The organism is Variovorax fucosicus, assembly GCF_030316825.1.
Classification (GTDB): domain Bacteria; phylum Pseudomonadota; class Gammaproteobacteria; order Burkholderiales; family Burkholderiaceae_C; genus Variovorax; species Variovorax fucosicus.
The window spans coordinates 2,140,828-2,155,992 of record NZ_JASZYU010000001.1 but is presented as its reverse complement, the minus strand read 5'-3'; the positions used below and the strand labels follow the sequence as shown (position 1 = coordinate 2,155,992).

Genomic DNA, 15,165 nt, shown 5'->3' with positions numbered 1-15,165 from the left:
GCCTACCCTGCCAGCACCGACCCGACCAGCCACACGTTGGCGCCGCTGATCACGCCGAACAGCGCCCAGGCCGTGCTGCGGATGACAGCGCCGTTCGCAAAGGCGCCCATCAGGGCGCGGTTGCTGCTGAAGCGGATCAGCGGCCACATCGCGAACGGCAGCTGAAAGCTCAGGATCACCTGGCTCAGCACCAGCATCTTGCCGACACCCGCATCGCCCAGCCACCAGACGCCGATGAAGGCCGGCACCAGCGCCAGCCCGCGCGTGATCAGGCGGCGCTGCCAGCACGGAATCTTCAGATCCAGAAAGCCCTCCATGATGATCTGGCCTGCGATGGTGCCGGTGAAGGTCGAGCTCTGGCCGGAGGCCAGCAGGGCGATGCCGAACAGCGTGGCCGCCAGGGCGCTGCCGACCAGCGGCTCGATCAGCCGGTAGGCATCGGCGATGTCGTTGACCTCGCGTTGCCCGTTGCTGTGAAAAGCGCTGGCCGCCAGCACCATGATCGCGGCGTTGACCAGCATCGCGAGCGACAGCGAGATCACCGCATCGAGCGTGCAGAAGCGGATCGCCTCGCGCCGGCCGGCGTCGGTGGGCGCCACCAACCGGGTTTGCACGATCGACGAGTGCAGATAGAGGTTGTGCGGCATCACCGTGGCGCCGACCACGCCGATCGCCAGGTACAGCGCGCCCGGTTGCTGCAGCCGCTCGAGGCTCGGCACGAAACCCATCGCCGCGCTCGACCAGAGCGGCTGCGACAGGGCCAGCTCGACCACGAAGCAGCCTGCGATGGTGGCGACCAGCCCGAGCACGATCGCTTCGACGCGCCGGAAACCGGCGCCCTGCAGGCCCAGCACCAGCACCGTGTCGAATGCCGTGATTGCGATGCCGACCGGGATCGACATGCCGAACAGCAGGTGCAGCGCCAACGCGCTACCGAGCACCTCGGCCAGGTCGCAGGCGACGATGGCGAGTTCGGCGCCGATCCACAGGAAGCGGCTGGCCGCAGGCGAATAGCGCTCGCGGCAAAGCCGCGCCAGATCCTTCTGCGTGACAAGGCCGAGCCGCACGCACAAGGTCTGCAGCAGCATTGCTGCCAGGCTGGCGAGCAGCACGATGAACAGCAGGCCGTAGCCGAAACGCGAGCCCGCCTCGATGTCGGTCGCCCAGTTGCCGGGATCCATGTAGCCCACCGACACCAGCAGGCCCGGGCCGGCATAGCGCAGCAGCTTGCGGTGGAACGGCAGCCCCGGGTCGACCGTGACACTGCCCTTGACCTCGGACGGGCAGAACGGCGCGGTGGCGGTGCGCGGCAGCGGAAAGAACATCCGCGCGATGATAGGTGCGACGGCCCGCGCCGGCTGTGCACGGAGCGGCGGGTGCGCTGACCGGCACCCGCCCGCTGGTTACTTACTTCTGCACGCCGAGCGCGCCGGAGCCCTGTGCGCTGCCATCAACGCGAGCGCCGGCAGCGCCCGGTTGCACTGCGCCTGCACCTTGCTTCCGGACGGCTGCGCCGCCCGACTTCGCAGCGCCGGTTGCACCGCTCACGACGCCACCAACGCTGTCCTGCACGCCACCGGCGGCGCCACCCACAGCACCGGTCGTGCCGCCGACCACGCCGCCCACGGTGTTCGTGAGGCCGGTCGTGGGAGGCACCGACACGCCCGCGGCGTCGGTGCGCGCACCGGCTCCCGCACCAGCGGAGCCCTGTTGCGAGGCACCGGTTGTGCCGGCTGACGTGTTGGTGTCGACGCGGGCTCCGACGCCGACCCCGACGCCCGGTGCGGTCACCGTCTGGGCGCCCACAGCGCCGGATGCGATGAGCAGGCCTGCAAACAGGGCGCTGACGGCGATGCGATGTTGCTGTTGAGTCTTCATGTGTCGTGTTTTCCTTTGATTCGGTGCCGTCGCCGGCAAGAAACACCGGTCGTGTACCCAGCACCTGAAACCACCGTAGGCAGGCACTTCGACTGCACCCTGTACGCGCCGGCCCCGGGCGCCTGTGGGACAAGTCTGTCAACGAGCGAGCGCGTTCAGCCGGCGCCGGCCGCCCAGAGACCGACCTGGCGCGCCACCCAGGGCCCGTCGTCCAGCGGCAGGTCATGGCCGGCGGTGGCGTGTTCCGCCGTCGGCAGGCGCCATTGCTGCGCGAGGCGCCGCGAGCAGCGCGGGTCGACCAGCGCGTCCCGCCCGCCGACCAGTACCAGCAACGGCACCGGTGGCCGCGCCATCGGTGCGCGGTAGCGCGCGGCGGCCAGCAGTTGGCGCAACGCGTTGCCGCGCGACACCGGGTGCGCCTCGCGCAGCGCGCACCATTTGGCGAGCACCGCCTCGGGCTGCGGCGGGTGGCGGGTGGTCAGTCGCAGGATCGCCTTCTCCTGCGCGCGTGGCGACTGCAGGCCCAGGGCAATCCCGAGCAGCGTGCCGTAGTTGCGCGGCCGCAGCCGCTGATACCAGGGGCTGAACGGGCGCAGGCTGGTGTTGACCAGCACGCAGCCCGCCAGCTCGACTGGATGCTGCGACGCCCATTCGACCGCCACCATCGCGCCCAGCGACATGGCCAGCAGGTGGTACGGCAGCGGCATGCCGAGCGCCTGCAGCTGTTGCCGGCAGCTTTGCATGATCGCTTCGATCTGCGTCGGGCTGCGCGCCTGGTTCAGGCGGCCGTTGCCGGGCAGGTCGAGCGCGACGATGCGAGCGTTCGCGGGCAGCTGGGCGCGCAGCAGATCCGGGAACGCACCCCAGTGGCCCGCTTCGCGCGTCAGGCCGCGCAGCAGCACCCAGGTGCCCGCTGCGGTCATGGCGCCGCCCCGCCGTACCAGCGCGTCATGGCGTCCGCATGGTGCCGCGCGCGCTCGTCGCCCGTGGGCAGCCAGCGCGCGTGGCTGCAGGCGGCGCGGGTGATGAAGTCGAGCCACCCGATGTGACGGCGCAGCACACGCTGCCGGCGATGCAGGATGACCGGGTTGAACATGCCGTGGCGCGAGAAGAGCTGGCGCGGGTTTTTCTTGACCCACAGCCATGACCCCATCTCCAGCGTGACCGGCAGGAACACGGTGTCGGGCCGTCGGCAGGCGTCGAGGTACAGGTAGTCCCACAGGTCGCCGTGGGTGCGGTAGTGCTGGCTTTGCGGCTCGAACACGTAGCGGTGGTGCAGCAGGGTCTGGTCGTGCAGTTCGCACAGCGCGTGCATCTCGGGCAGGTGCGCGATCGGCCGGGAGGTGTGCGCGAACGGAAACCAGATGCGGTCGGTCAGACCGAAGCCGGAATGGCAATCTACCGCCAGGCTGAAGGGACGCCCGAGCAGCTCGGTTTCGACCAGGCGGCACAGCGCCGCGCTCTCGTGCTCCATCGGCGCCCCCGGTGCCCCGCGAAACCACGGCAAGGCGGCGCTGATGCGTTGCCCCCCGACCAGCGACGGCACGCGTTCGGTCGCTTCCACCGGCGCGTTGCGCATCAGATCCACGCCGTGCGGGTTGGCGCGGGTGCCGAGCCACAGGCCGCCCGGGTTCACCAGCGGCATGAACACCAGCCGCACCGTCTCCAGCTGCCGGTGCAGCGTGTCGTCCCAGCGCAGCCGCATCACCAGGCTGCGCAGGTAGGCAATGGCCACCTCCGCGCCGATGCGCTCCAGCCCATGCACGCCGCCGAAGAAGCCGACCGCCGGCGCATCGGGCCGGCTGCTGCCAAGCGTGAATGCATGCACCGGAAAGCATTGGTCGCCCACCACCGCTTCGCACAGCACCCGCTGCGCCATGTGCGCGCCCGCGAGCTCGACGAGCGCCTGCAGTTCGAGCAGTTCGGGGAGTGGCGGTGCGATCACGCGCGCAGGATAGCGGCCCGCGCTGCCATCAAAACGTCACACGGCGCCTGTAGGGTGGATCGATGCTTCGCTTTCAACAATCCTTCCGCGGTGTACCGACCGCCTTGCTGTGGGGCCTGGTCGAATGGCTCGCGCTGGCCCGCTCGCGCCGGCTGCAGCGGCGTCGCTACTGATTGACGAAGCGCCGCACGTTGCCGGCGTAGTCGACGGTGCAGACCACCGCCTGCCCCGGTGTCATGTAGGTGATCTCCCAGATCCCCGGGCCGACCGGCGCATAGCCCATCATGTCGGCGAGCAGCGCACCCCGACGCACCCGGATGAAGTACATGCAGCCTTCCAGCGCTGCAGGCGATGGTGGGCCCATGGCACCGGGCGCGACCATCGGCGCCTGCGGCTGTGGCGGCGGATAGCCCGCGCCGGGATACGGTGCCGGATATGGGCCGGCATGGGGGCCGTAAGGCTGCGGCGCCACGCAGCCGGCCAGCAGGAACGCCGCCACCGCAGTGGCCAGGGAGTGCAGGGGTTTCATCGGACGCTCCGTTCGGAAATGTCCGCCCAGCCTACTCCTTCACAGACCCGGTCATGCCCGACACGTAGTACTCGACGAAGAACGAATACACGAAAGCCACCGGCAGCGAGCCAAGCAACGCGCCCGCCATCAACGGGCCCCAGTGGTAGACATCGCCCTCGACCAGCTCGGTGACCACGCCGACCGGCACCGTCTTGTTCTCGGAGGACGAGACGAAGGTCAGCGCGTAGATGAACTCGTTCCAGCTCAAGGTGAACGCGAAGATGCCGGCCGAGATCAAGCCCGGCACCGCCAGCGGCAACACGATCTTGATGAGGATCTGCCAGCGCGTGGCGCCGTCGATCAGCGCGCACTCTTCCAGCTCGTACGGGATCGAACGGAAGTAGCCCATCAGCAGCCAGGTCGAGAACGGAATCAGGAAGGTCGGGTAGGTGAGGATCAGCGCCATGCGGCTGTCGAACAGGCCGAGCTTGACGACGATCGCCGCGAGCGGAATGAACAGGATCGACGGCGGCACCAGGTAGGCCAGAAAAATCGCGCCGCCCGCGGGCTTCGAGCCCTGGAAGCGCAGCCGCTCGATCGCATAGGCCGCCAGCACCGACGCCACCAGCGAGATGCCGGTCGACACGACCGAGACGATCACCGTGTTCCACAGCCAGGCCGGGTACTCGGTCTTGAACAGCAGCTTCTCGAAGTGCGCCAGGGTCGGCCCGATGATCCAGAACGGGTTGCCGTCGCGCGAGAGCAATTCGTTGTCGGGCTTGAACGAGGTGATCGCCATCCAGTAGAACGGGAACAGCAGCACGAACACGAAGACCAGGATCGGGATGTAGACGGTGACCCAGCGCCGCGGCAGCGACTGCAGGTAGTCCATGCCCTGCGAAGCGTCGTTGTTGCTCTTTTCTGTCATTTGTCACCGCCCTGCTGCCATGCGCGGCGCTGCAATCCGAAGTAGCTGAACATGATGGCCGCCAGAAGGAACGGCACCATCAGCGTGGCGATGGCTGCGCCCTCGGCCAGCGCGCCGCCCGAGATCGCGCGCTGGAATGCGAGCGTGGCCATCAGGTGCGTGGCATTGAGCGGGCCGCCGCGCGTGAGCACGTAGATCAGCTGGAAGTCGGTGAAGGTGAACAGCACCGAGAAGGTCATCACCACCGCGATGATCGGCGTGAGCAGCGGCAGCGTAATGAAGCGGAACTGCTGCCAGGGCGTGGCGCCATCGATTGCCGAGGCTTCGTAGTACGACGGCGAGATGGTCTGCAGCCCGGCCAGCAGCGAGATCGCCACGAACGGGATGCCACGCCACACGTTGGCGATGATCGTGGAGATCCGCGCGTTCCACGGGTCGCCCAGAAAGTCGATGTAGCGGTTGATCAGCCCGAGCTTCATCAGCACCCAGCTGATGATGGAAAACTGCGCATCGAAGATCCACCAGAACGCGATCGCCGACAGCGCCGTCGGCACGATCCACGGCAGCAGCACCACGGCGCGAAAGAAGCTCTGGAACGGCAGCCGCTTGTTCAGCAGGATCGCCAGCCACAGGCCGAGGCCGAACTTCACGACGCTTGCAACCGCTGTGTAGAACAGCGTGTTGAACAGCGCCAGCTGGGTGACGCTGTCGGTGACCAGGAACGAGAAGTTCTCCAGACCGATCCACTCGCCCGTGCGCCCGATCTTGGCGTCGGTGAAGCCGAGCCAGGTGCCCAGCCCCAGCGGGTAGGTCAGGAACAGCAGCAACAGCACCGTGGCGGGCAACATGAATGCCCACCCCAGCGCATGCCGGTTGTTCTGGAACTTCTCGAGCGCCGTCACGCGTTCAGACCTTGTAGTAGCGCTCGGCGCGCTTCTGGGCCCGTTCCATCGCTTCCTTCGGCGGCTTCGACCCGCTGATGGCCTCGGCCACCATGTTGGCGATGATGAAGTCCGCGCCGGCGCCGGCCGAGGCATAGCCCAGCTTGCCCTCGTAGCCGGTCGGCCGCATGTTCTTCACGCTGTCGCGGTACGGCGTGTTCTTCGGGTCGGACGTCCAGATCGAGCACGACTCGTAGGCCGCCAGCGGCTGCGCGATGTAGCCGCCGGCCCCGATCAGCCAGGCGTCGAACTGTTCGCGCTCCATCATGAAGCGCAGGAACTCCTTGGCCGCCTGCGGGTACTTGGTGTACTTGAAGATCATCTGGTTGAAAAACAGATGCGATTCGGTCGGCACGCCCGCCGGCCCGATCGGGAACGACGCGTGGTTGATGTCGGCCACCATTTCCTTGACCTTCGGATCGGTCGAGTTCTTGGCCGCGTAGTAGATCGAGATGCCGTTGTTGGTGACGCTGATCTGGCCGTCGAGAAACGCCTTGTTGTTGTTCGGGTCGAGCCACGACAGCGTGCCCGGAATGAAGTTGGCGTACAGCTCCTTGCCGTACTCCAGCGCCTTCAGCGTCTCGGGGCTGTCGATCACCACCTTGTTGCTCTTGTCGACCAGCTTGCCGCCGTGCGACCAGATCAGCCAGTTGGTCCAGAGGCTGTCGCCGGTGGCGTTGCCGAGCGCGTAGCCGCCCGGCGTGCCCTTTTCCTTCAGGGCCTTGTGCAATGCGAGGAAGCCGGCCGTGTCCTTCGGGAAGGTGTCGAAACCCGCCGCCTTCACGTGGCTCTGCCGGTACACGATCATCGAGCCGGCCGCGCCGAGCCCGAGGCCGAGCCACTTCTTGCCGTCGGGCCGAAGGTACTGCTGCACTGCCGGATACCAGCCGCCGTATTTCTTGCCGAGGTACTCGGCGAGGTCGGTCACGTCGAGCAGTTTCTCAGGGTAGAGGTTCGCGTCGTCGTTGGTCGACAGGATGATGTCGGGCCCGGCGCCGGTGTTGGCGGCCACCGCAGCCTTGGGGCGCACGTCTTCCCAGCCTTCGTTGTCGACGCGCACTTCCACGCCGGTGAGTTCGGTGAACTTCTTGACGTTGGCCATGTAGGCGTCGATGTCACCTTGCACGAAACGGCTCCAGCGCAGCACGCGCAGCTTGGCGCCCTTCTCGGGCTTGAAGGTCATCGCCTGGGCATGGGCGAACGGCGCAAAGATCGCGCTGCCGGTGCCGATGGTGGCGGCCGCGGCCAAGCCGGCCGAGCCTTTGAGAATCGTGCGGCGCTGGTTGAAATCACTCATGGTTGTCGTCTCCTGTTGTTTGAACGGGCCAATCGGTGAAGCTCGGTCAAGCCACCAGTCGCTGGCCGGTGCTTGCGTCGAAAAGATGCGCGCGCTGCAGGTCGGGCTGCAGGTGGATCGTGGTGCCGGGCGCGAAGTCGTGCCGTTCGCGGAACACGGCCGAAAGCTCGGTGCCCTCGTGGCGGCAGGCGACGAAGGTGTCCATGCCGGTCGGCTCCATCACCGCCACGCGCGCCGGGATGCCGCCCGCGTCGGCCAGCATCAGGTGCTCGGGCCGGGTGCCGTACACGACCGGTTGGCCGTCGATGCCGCCCGCCTGCAAAGGCGCAGCGAGCTCGGTGCCATCGGCCAGTTCCACATGCGCTGCGCTGCCACGCCGGCGCAGCGTGCCGGGCAGGAAGTTCATGGCCGGCGAGCCGATGAAGCCGGCCACGAACTGGTTGGCCGGGTGGTCATAGAGGTCGAGCGGACTGCCGGTCTGCTCGATGCGGCCGTCGCGCATCACCACGATCTTGTCGCCCATCGTCATGGCTTCGATCTGGTCGTGGGTGACGTAGATCGAGGTCGTCTTCAGGCGCTGGTGCAGCTCCTTGATCTCGCTGCGCATCGCCACGCGCAGCTTGGCGTCGAGGTTCGACAGCGGCTCGTCGAACAGGAACACCTGCGGATCCCGCACGATCGCGCGGCCCATCGCCACGCGCTGCCGCTGGCCGCCGGAGAGCTGCCGCGGGTAGCGGTCGAGCAGCGCGCCGAGCGCCAGGATCTCGGCCGCGCGCGCCACCTTGCGCTCGATCTCGGCCTTGCCGAGCTTGGCGAGCGCCAGCGAGAACGCCATGTTCTCGCGCACCGTCATGTGTGGGTACAGCGCGTAGTTCTGGAACACCATCGCGATGTCGCGTTCCTTCGGCGGCAGATCGTTGACGCGCTTGTCGCCGATGCGGATCTCGCCGCCGTTGATCTGCTCCAGCCCCGCGATCATGCGCAGCAGGGTCGACTTGCCGCAGCCCGACGGCCCGACCAGCACCGTGAACGAGCCGTCCTGGATGTCGATGTCCACGCCATGCAGGATGGCAACGTCGCCGAAGTTCTTCTTGACCGCCTGGATCGTGACGCTGGCCATGCACTGAGTCCTGAAAGTTCGCGGGTCGACCGGCAACGCGAAAGAGCCCGCATCGCAGCCGGGCAGTATTGACACCGCCTTCACGCAGCGCCATCAGGGCAAACCGGTACGCATTAACCCCCGGTTATTTGTATGATGACCCGATAACTGCGCTAATTTCCTCCGCTGCCGTGCGGGCTGCCGCCCCCTCTTCCCAACCCCTGCGCCTGGTCGTCGACCGGCTGTCGGATCGGTTGGCAGCGCGCCTGGCCGAACAGATCGAATCCGGCCTGCTCCAACCCGGCGACCAGTTGCCGACCGAGCAGCAACTGGCGCTGGCACATGGCGTCTCGCGCACCGTGGTGCGCGAAGCGGTGCACCAGCTCAAGTCGAAGGGGCTGGTCACGTCGCGCCAGGGTTCGGGCGTGTTCGTGGCGGCCCGGCCGATGAATCTGCCGCTGGCGTTCGACCCGAGCGTGCTCGACTCGGTGCAGGCCGTGGTGCATGTGGTCGAAGTGCGGCGCGTGCTCGAGGGCGAGATCGCGGCGCTGGCAGCCGAGCGCGCCACGCGCGCGCAGATCGCGGCGCTGCGGCGTGCGCTGAAAGCCATCGACGCCGCAGCCGCGGCCGGGCACGACGGCGTGGCCGAAGATCTGGCGTTCCACCGCGTGATCGGCGAGGCCACCGGCAACCCGCAGTTCCGCCTGCTGCTCGGCTTTCTGGAGCAGTACCTGCGCGAAGGCATGCGCATCACGCGCGGCAACGAGGCCCGGCGCGTGGATTTCATGGCCGCAGTGCAAACCGAGCACCGGGCCATCTTCGAAGCCATTGCCGCGCGCGACCCGGTGGCCGCCCGGCACCATGCCACCGAGCACCTGATCCGCGGCGAGCAGCGGCTGGTCGAGGGCGGCATCATCCACGGCCAGCAGCGCCGGGCCGCCGCCAAGGCCAGACCGCACAAACCATGAAAGAGACCTCATGAAACTGATGATCACGGGCGGCGGCGGCTTCGTCGGCGCCCGCCTTGCGCGCACGCTGCTCAAGCGCGGCACCCTGGCCGGCCAGCGCATCGATCGCGTGGTGCTGACCGACATCGCGCCGCCGCCGGCCGACCTGCTGGCCGACGCGCGGGTCGAAGCGCGCACCGGCCCGCTGCTCACGCAAACCGACTCGCTGCGCACCGAGGCCTTCGACGGCGTGTTCCACCTGGCCTCTGCCGTGTCCGGCGAATGCGAAGCCGACTTCGACCTCGGCATGCGCTCCAACCTCGACAGCACGCGCGCCCTGCTCGACGCGATCCGCACCCACGTCAATGGCGGCGGCAAGGCGCCGCGGCTGGTGTTCTCGAGTTCGGTGGCCGTGTTCGGGCCCGATGCGGCCGTGCCCATGCCCAAGCTGGTGGCCGACGACACGCTGCCGGCACCGCAAACTTCCTATGGCGCGCAGAAGCTCATCTGCGAGCACCTGATCGCCGACTACACGCGCAAGGGCTATGTGGATGGCCGGGCCGCGCGCCTCATGACCGTGACCGTGCGGCCGGGCCGACCCAATGGCGCGGCGTCGTCGTTCTTCAGCGGCATCATCCGCGAGCCGCTGGCCGGCGTGGAGTCGGTCTGCCCGGTCTCGCCCGACGTGTCGCACCCGATGTCGTCGCCGAGCCGCACCATCGATGGCCTGATCGCCGTCTACGAAGCGAGCCGCGAAGCCTTCTGCGGCCGCACTGCCCTCAACCTGCCGGCGCTCAACGTGCGGGTGAGCGACATGCTCGACGCGCTGGAAGAAGTGGCCGGCCCGAAAGTGCGCGCGCTGGTGCGCTTCGAGCGCGACGAGCGCATCGCCGGCATCGTGGCCAACTGGCCCACCGGCGCATCGGCCGTGCGGGCCAACCGGCTCGGGCTGCAGCCGCACGACAATTTCGCCGACATCATCCGGCAGTACATCGAAGACTGCTCGGCACTCCCCAATGCAGACCAAACCCTGAAGGCCCTGAAGTGAAGAAGACAACGACAAAAGCCCCCACCCCCAAGAGCACGCCCAAGCCGCCGCGCAAAAAGGGCGCGCTCAAGCTGCGTTCGCAGGCCTGGTTCGACAACCCCGACAACGCCGACATGACGGCGCTCTACCTCGAGCGCACCATGAACTTCGGCCTCGGCTTCGAAGAGTTGCAGTCGGGCCGCCCGATCATCGGCATTGCGCAGACCGGCTCGGACATCGCGCCCTGCAACCGGCACCACATCGTGCTGGCCGAGCGCGTGAAAGAGGGCATCCGCGACGCCGGTGGCATCGCCTTCGAGTTCCCGATCCACCCAATCCAGGAAACCTGCAAACGCCCGACCGCCTCGCTCGACCGCAACCTGCAATACCTCTCGCTGGTCGAGGTGCTGTACGGCTACCCGATCGACGGCGTGGTGCTCACCACCGGCTGCGACAAGACCACGCCGGCACAGATCATGGCCGCGGCAACGGTCGACATTCCGGCCATTGCGCTCAACGCGGGCCCGATGCTCAACGGCTGGTACAACGGCGAGCGCACCGGCTCCGGCACCATCGTCTGGCGCGCGCGCGAACTCATGGCCGCGGGCGAGATCGGCTACGAAGGCTTCCTGAAGCTGGTCGCATCGTCGGCCCCTTCCACCGGCCACTGCAACACCATGGGCACGGCCTCCACGATGAACTCGCTGGCCGAGGCGCTCGGCCTCACGCTGCCGGGCAGCGCGGCCATTCCGGCGCCGTACCGCGACCGCCAGGAGATGGCCTACATGACCGGCAAGCGCATCGTCGAGATGGTGCGTGAAGACCTCAAGCCGTCCGACATCCTCACGCGTGCCGCATTCGAAAACGCGATCGTCGTCAACTCCGCGCTCGGCGGCTCGACCAATGCGCCGGTGCACCTGAACGCGATCGCGCGGCACATCGGCGTGCCGTTGACCACGGCCGACTGGGAAAAGCATGGCTACAAGGTGCCATTGCTGGTGAACCTGCAGCCCGCCGGCGAGTACCTCGGCGAGGATTTCTACCGCGCCGGCGGCGTGCCGGCCGTGGTGGCCGAGCTCATCGCCAAGGGCAAGATCCAGACCGCCGTCACGGCCAACGGCCGCACGCTCACCGAGAATTGCGAAGGCCGCTTCACGAGCGACCCCAAGGTGATCTGGCCCTATGCCAAGCCGATGAAGAAGAACGCCGGCTTCCTCAACATCACCGGCAACCTGTTCGATTCCGCGATCATGAAAACCAGCGTGATCACGCCCGAGTTCCAGGAGCGGTACCTGAACGACCCAAGCGACCCGATGGCGTTCGAGGGCACGGCCGTGGTGTTCGACGGCCCGGAGGACTACCACCACCGCATCGACGACCCGAAGATGAAGATCGACGCGCGCAGCGTGCTGTTCATGCGCGGGGTCGGCCCGGTTGGCTACCCCGGCGCGGCCGAGGTGGTGAACATGCGCGCGCCGAGTTACCTGCTGAAGAAGGGCATCACCTCCCTGCCCTGCATCGGCGACGGCCGGCAGTCGGGCACCTCGGGCTCGCCTTCGATCCTGAATGCGTCGCCCGAAGCGGCCACGGGTGGCAACCTCGCGTTGGTGCAGACGGGCGACCGCGTGCGCATCGACCTGAAAAAGCGCACCGCGAACATGCTGGTGTCCGATGAAGAGCTGGCGAAGCGCCGCGCCAAGCTCGACGCCGCCGGTGGCTACCCCTACCCGCCGAGCCAGACGCCGTGGCAGGAGATCCAGCGCGGCATCGTCGACGAACTGTCCGAAGGCATGGTGCTCAAGCCGGCGGTCAAGTACCAGAAGATCCACGCGACCTTCGGCATTCCGCGCGACAACCACTGAGGCGACTGATCGCGCTGAACACCACCAGCGGCCCCGCCATCAAACGCCGCCGTCCGTCATGCGATACCAGCCGATCACCGCCGATACGTAGAGCCGGCGCAGTCCGTACAGCGGAAACGGCTTGATTACCGAGGGCGCCACAGGCAACACCTGGGCGTCGCCGGTGGCGATGTACTCCGCCAGCGCCTGGCCCATGCGCGTCTGCAGCCCCACACCACGGCCTTGGCAGCCGATGTCGATCAGGAGGCCTGGCGCCGGCTCGTGCAAATGCGGTAGATAGTCGCGCGTGATGGCGACATGGCCGCACCAGCGGTAGGCGATCGGCACGTCCGCCGCCTGCGGGAACAGCTTGGCGACCACGTTCTCCAGGTGCGACCAGTCGCCGGGGTGCGCCGGATCGGGCTCGCGAAACGTGCCGCGGCCGCCCATCAGCAAGCGGCCGGTGTGGTCGATGCGGTAGTACAGCAGCAGGTTGCGCGCGTCGGACGACACGTGGCCTTCCGGCAGGATGCTGCGGCGCACCGCTTCGGGCAGCGGCTCGGTCGCGACCTGGAACGAGTTGGCACTGATGATCGACTTGCGCAACTGCGGCCACAGGTCGTCGGTGTAGCCGTTGGTGGCGAGCACCACGCGCTCGGCACTCACCTTCGCACCTTGCTTCGTGGTGGCCTGCCACTTGCCGCCGGACTGCGAAAGCCCGATGACCGGCGATGCGGTGTGGATCACCACCCCCGCCGCCAGCGCGGCGCGCGCCAGGCCGCGCGCGTAGCTCAACGGCTGCACGCCACCGCCGCGCGGATCGACCCAGCCGCCGAGGTACTTTTCGGTGCCGAGCAGGCGGGCCGCTTCGGCGCGGTCCAGCAGGCGCGTGGCCACGCCCTGCGCGCCCCAGTCGCGCACCCGGCGCTCGGCCATCTTCAGCGCGGCCGGCGTGTGCGAGCCCTGCACCCAGCCGCGGCGCTCGTGCGGCACGTCCATCTTGTGCTTGTCGATCAGGTCGAACACCGCGTCGGCGGTGCTGCCCGCGAAGTCGACCAGCCGCCGGCCCCGCTCGGCGCCGAACATCGACAGCAGTTCGCTCGGGTCGTACTTGAAGCCCGGAATCACCTGCCCGCCGTTGCGGCCCGAGCCGCCGAAGCCGATCTCGCGCGCTTCGAGCACCACGACGCGCACGCCGCGCTCGGCCAGATGCAGCGCGGTGCTGAGGCCGCAATAGCCCGCGCCGACGATGACCACATCGGCCTGCGTGTCGCCGTCTAGTGGCGCAGTGTCGGGCGCAGGGGCTGCGGTCGCGGCCCACAGGGACGGGGCCAACGGAAAGAAATCCTCTTGCGGCATGGCGCCTTTCACATCGGGTGGAGAACACGCCGCAGGAAATCCTGCGTGCGCGGGTGTTGAGGGTTGCCGAGCAGTTCGGCCGAAGGCCCCTGCTCGGCCACCACGCCGCCGTCGATGAACAGCACGCGGTCGGCCACCTCGCGCGCGAACTGCATCTCGTGCGTGACGACGACCATCGTCATGCCGGCTTCGGCCAACTTGCGCATGGCCTCCAGCACGTCGCCCACCAGCTCGGGATCGAGCGCGGAAGTCGGCTCGTCGAACAGGATCGCCTTGGGCTGCATCGCCAGCGCGCGGGCGATGGCCACGCGCTGCTGCTGGCCACCCGACAGCTGCGAGGGATGCGCGTTGACCTTGTCGGCCAGGCCGACGCTGGCCAGCAGCTCTTTCGCGCGCTCGGTGGCGGTCCCGCGCGCCTCGCCCTTGACGAAGATCGGCCCTTCGACGACGTTCTCGAGCACCGTGCGGTGCGGGAACAGGTTGAAGCGCTGGAACACCATCGCGACCTCGGTGCGGATCAGCTTGATGGTCGGCGCGCGGTTGTCGACGTGCACGCCGTCGATGTCGATGCTGCCGCCGCTGTAGCTTTCGAGCCCGTTGATGCAGCGCAGGATGGTCGACTTGCCCGAGCCCGAGGGGCCAATGATGCAGACCACCTCGCCTTTGGCGACCGACGCGTCGACGCCCTTGAGCACATGGTGGGTGCCGAAGAACTTTTGCAGGCCACGGATTTCGATCATGTCTTGTTCCGCTTCTCGAGATGCCGCACTAGCAGGATCAGCGGCACGCACATCACCAGGTACATCAGCGCCACCAGCGAGAACACGGTGGCGTTCTGGAAGGTGGAGGTGGCGATCAGCTTGCCCTGCAGCGCCAGCTCTGCAACCGTGATGGTCGAGGCCTGCGACGAGTCCTTGAGCATCATGATCATGATGTTGCCGTAGGGCGGCAGCACGATCTTCACGGCCTGCGGCAGCACAACGCGGCGCATCATCAGCGGCCAGCTCATGCCCATCGCCCGCGCGGCCTCGACCTGGCCGTGGTCGACCGCTTCGATGCCGGCGCGGAAGTTCTCGGCCTGGTAGGCCGAATAGGCAATGCCAAGCCCGAGGATGCCCGCCTGCAATGCCGTCAGCGCAATGCCGAAGTCGGGCATCACGAAGTACAGGAAGAACAGCAGCACGATGATCGGGATGCCGCGCAGCAGGTTGATCACCCCCGCCGCGAAGTTGGCGAGCAGCGGGATGCCCGACACGCGCATGACGGCCCACACCATGCCCAGCACGGTCGAGAGCGCCAGCGAGCCCAGCGTCACCAGGATGGTGAGCCAGGCACCCTGCAGCAGGATCGGAAAGTATTCGCGAACGCGAGCGAGGAATTCGACCATGGCGA

The 15,165-nt window shown here is 67.8% G+C and carries 15 protein-coding genes; 3 read left to right on the top strand and 12 right to left on the bottom strand.

Going from position 1 to position 15,165, the window contains the following annotated elements; genetic code table 11:
• Positions 1-2 precede the first annotated feature (2 nt).
• The 9 genes from QTI05_RS10300 to QTI05_RS10260 form a co-directional block, all read right to left on the bottom strand.
• On the bottom strand, positions 3-1,325 hold the full coding sequence (locus QTI05_RS10300) for an Nramp family divalent metal transporter (RefSeq protein ID WP_286624273.1): 1,323 nt from the start codon (positions 1,323-1,325) through the stop codon (positions 3-5).
• 82 nt (positions 1,326-1,407) lie between these two features.
• Positions 1,408-1,878 carry an adhesin gene (locus QTI05_RS10295; RefSeq protein WP_286624272.1) on the bottom strand — a complete coding sequence of 157 codons (471 nt, stop codon included), beginning with the start codon at positions 1,876-1,878 and terminating at the stop codon, positions 1,408-1,410.
• A gap of 155 nt (positions 1,879-2,033) precedes the next feature.
• Positions 2,034-2,801: an alpha/beta fold hydrolase gene (locus QTI05_RS10290; RefSeq protein WP_286624270.1), complete on the bottom strand. Its 768-nt coding sequence runs from the start codon at positions 2,799-2,801 to the stop codon at positions 2,034-2,036.
• The gene (locus QTI05_RS10285) at positions 2,798-3,823 is read right to left on the bottom strand and encodes a M14 family zinc carboxypeptidase (protein WP_286624269.1); all 1,026 of its coding nucleotides are present in this window, start codon (positions 3,821-3,823) and stop codon (positions 2,798-2,800) included. Before QTI05_RS10285 ends, QTI05_RS10290 begins: the two co-directional genes overlap by 4 nt.
• 166 nt (positions 3,824-3,989) lie before the next feature.
• A complete protein-coding gene (locus tag QTI05_RS10280) occupies positions 3,990-4,352 on the bottom strand; it encodes a hypothetical protein (protein ID WP_286540287.1) in 363 nt (120 codons plus the stop codon).
• A 31-nt stretch (positions 4,353-4,383) separates the two neighbouring features.
• Positions 4,384-5,262 (bottom strand): carbohydrate ABC transporter permease, encoded by an 879-nt coding sequence (locus tag QTI05_RS10275; protein WP_286540288.1) that lies wholly within the window; start codon positions 5,260-5,262, stop codon positions 4,384-4,386.
• Entirely contained in the window at positions 5,259-6,110 is an 852-nt protein-coding gene (locus QTI05_RS10270) for a carbohydrate ABC transporter permease (protein WP_286541456.1), read from the bottom strand. The genes QTI05_RS10275 and QTI05_RS10270 overlap by 4 nt, the downstream gene beginning before the upstream one ends.
• A 58-nt stretch (positions 6,111-6,168) precedes the next feature.
• Positions 6,169-7,500, bottom strand: a complete 1,332-nt coding sequence (locus QTI05_RS10265) for an ABC transporter substrate-binding protein (protein WP_286540289.1) — start codon at positions 7,498-7,500, stop codon at positions 6,169-6,171.
• Between the two features lie 46 nt (positions 7,501-7,546).
• Entirely contained in the window at positions 7,547-8,620 is a 1,074-nt protein-coding gene (locus QTI05_RS10260) for an ABC transporter ATP-binding protein (protein ID WP_286540290.1), read from the bottom strand.
• 170 nt (positions 8,621-8,790) lie between these two features.
• Here QTI05_RS10260 and QTI05_RS10255 point away from each other — a divergent pair, with 170 nt between their 5' ends.
• From QTI05_RS10255 to QTI05_RS10245, 3 genes are read left to right on the top strand one after another with little or no spacing between them, the layout of a single operon-like run.
• Positions 8,791-9,567 carry a FadR/GntR family transcriptional regulator gene (locus QTI05_RS10255; RefSeq protein ID WP_286540293.1) on the top strand — a complete coding sequence of 259 codons (777 nt, stop codon included), beginning with the start codon at positions 8,791-8,793 and terminating at the stop codon, positions 9,565-9,567.
• A gap of 10 nt (positions 9,568-9,577) precedes the next feature.
• Positions 9,578-10,594, top strand: coding sequence for a D-erythronate dehydrogenase (gene denD / locus QTI05_RS10250; RefSeq protein WP_286624268.1), 1,017 nt, complete (start codon positions 9,578-9,580; stop codon positions 10,592-10,594).
• Positions 10,591-12,435, top strand: a complete 1,845-nt coding sequence (locus QTI05_RS10245; protein WP_286540296.1) for an IlvD/Edd family dehydratase — start codon at positions 10,591-10,593, stop codon at positions 12,433-12,435. The genes denD and QTI05_RS10245 overlap by 4 nt, the downstream gene beginning before the upstream one ends.
• A gap of 39 nt (positions 12,436-12,474) precedes the next feature.
• Here QTI05_RS10245 and QTI05_RS10240 read toward each other — a convergent pair whose 3' ends face one another.
• From QTI05_RS10240 to QTI05_RS10230, 3 genes are read right to left on the bottom strand one after another with little or no spacing between them, the layout of a single operon-like run.
• Entirely contained in the window at positions 12,475-13,773 is a 1,299-nt protein-coding gene (locus QTI05_RS10240; protein WP_286624266.1) for an NAD(P)/FAD-dependent oxidoreductase, read from the bottom strand.
• Between the two features lie 8 nt (positions 13,774-13,781).
• The gene (locus tag QTI05_RS10235; RefSeq protein ID WP_286540298.1) at positions 13,782-14,513 is read right to left on the bottom strand and encodes an amino acid ABC transporter ATP-binding protein; all 732 of its coding nucleotides are present in this window, start codon (positions 14,511-14,513) and stop codon (positions 13,782-13,784) included.
• Complete coding sequence (locus QTI05_RS10230; protein WP_286624264.1) at positions 14,510-15,160, bottom strand: amino acid ABC transporter permease; 651 nt, start codon at positions 15,158-15,160, stop codon at positions 14,510-14,512. Before QTI05_RS10230 ends, QTI05_RS10235 begins: the two co-directional genes overlap by 4 nt.
• Positions 15,161-15,165 lie beyond the last annotated feature (5 nt).

What these genes read in the sequence shown, in the direction of transcription:
- QTI05_RS10300 (WP_286624273.1), bottom strand. Translation starts at nt 1,325, where the DNA reads ATGTTCTTTCCGCTGCCGCGCACCGCCACCGCGCCGTTCTGCCCGTCC.
- QTI05_RS10295 (WP_286624272.1), bottom strand. Translation starts at nt 1,878, where the DNA reads ATGAAGACTCAACAGCAACATCGCATCGCCGTCAGCGCCCTGTTTGCA.
- QTI05_RS10290 (WP_286624270.1), bottom strand. Translation starts at nt 2,801, where the DNA reads ATGACCGCAGCGGGCACCTGGGTGCTGCTGCGCGGCCTGACGCGCGAA.
- QTI05_RS10280 (WP_286540287.1), bottom strand. Translation starts at nt 4,352, where the DNA reads ATGAAACCCCTGCACTCCCTGGCCACTGCGGTGGCGGCGTTCCTGCTG.
- QTI05_RS10275 (WP_286540288.1), bottom strand. Translation starts at nt 5,262, where the DNA reads ATGACAGAAAAGAGCAACAACGACGCTTCGCAGGGCATGGACTACCTG.
- QTI05_RS10270 (WP_286541456.1), bottom strand. Translation starts at nt 6,110, where the DNA reads ATGTTGCCCGCCACGGTGCTGTTGCTGCTGTTCCTGACCTACCCGCTG.
- QTI05_RS10265 (WP_286540289.1), bottom strand. Translation starts at nt 7,500, where the DNA reads ATGAGTGATTTCAACCAGCGCCGCACGATTCTCAAAGGCTCGGCCGGC.
- QTI05_RS10260 (WP_286540290.1), bottom strand. Translation starts at nt 8,620, where the DNA reads ATGGCCAGCGTCACGATCCAGGCGGTCAAGAAGAACTTCGGCGACGTT.
- denD (WP_286624268.1), top strand. Translation starts at nt 9,578, where the DNA reads ATGAAACTGATGATCACGGGCGGCGGCGGCTTCGTCGGCGCCCGCCTT.
- QTI05_RS10240 (WP_286624266.1), bottom strand. Translation starts at nt 13,773, where the DNA reads ATGCCGCAAGAGGATTTCTTTCCGTTGGCCCCGTCCCTGTGGGCCGCG.
- QTI05_RS10235 (WP_286540298.1), bottom strand. Translation starts at nt 14,513, where the DNA reads ATGATCGAAATCCGTGGCCTGCAAAAGTTCTTCGGCACCCACCATGTG.
- QTI05_RS10230 (WP_286624264.1), bottom strand. Translation starts at nt 15,160, where the DNA reads ATGGTCGAATTCCTCGCTCGCGTTCGCGAATACTTTCCGATCCTGCTG.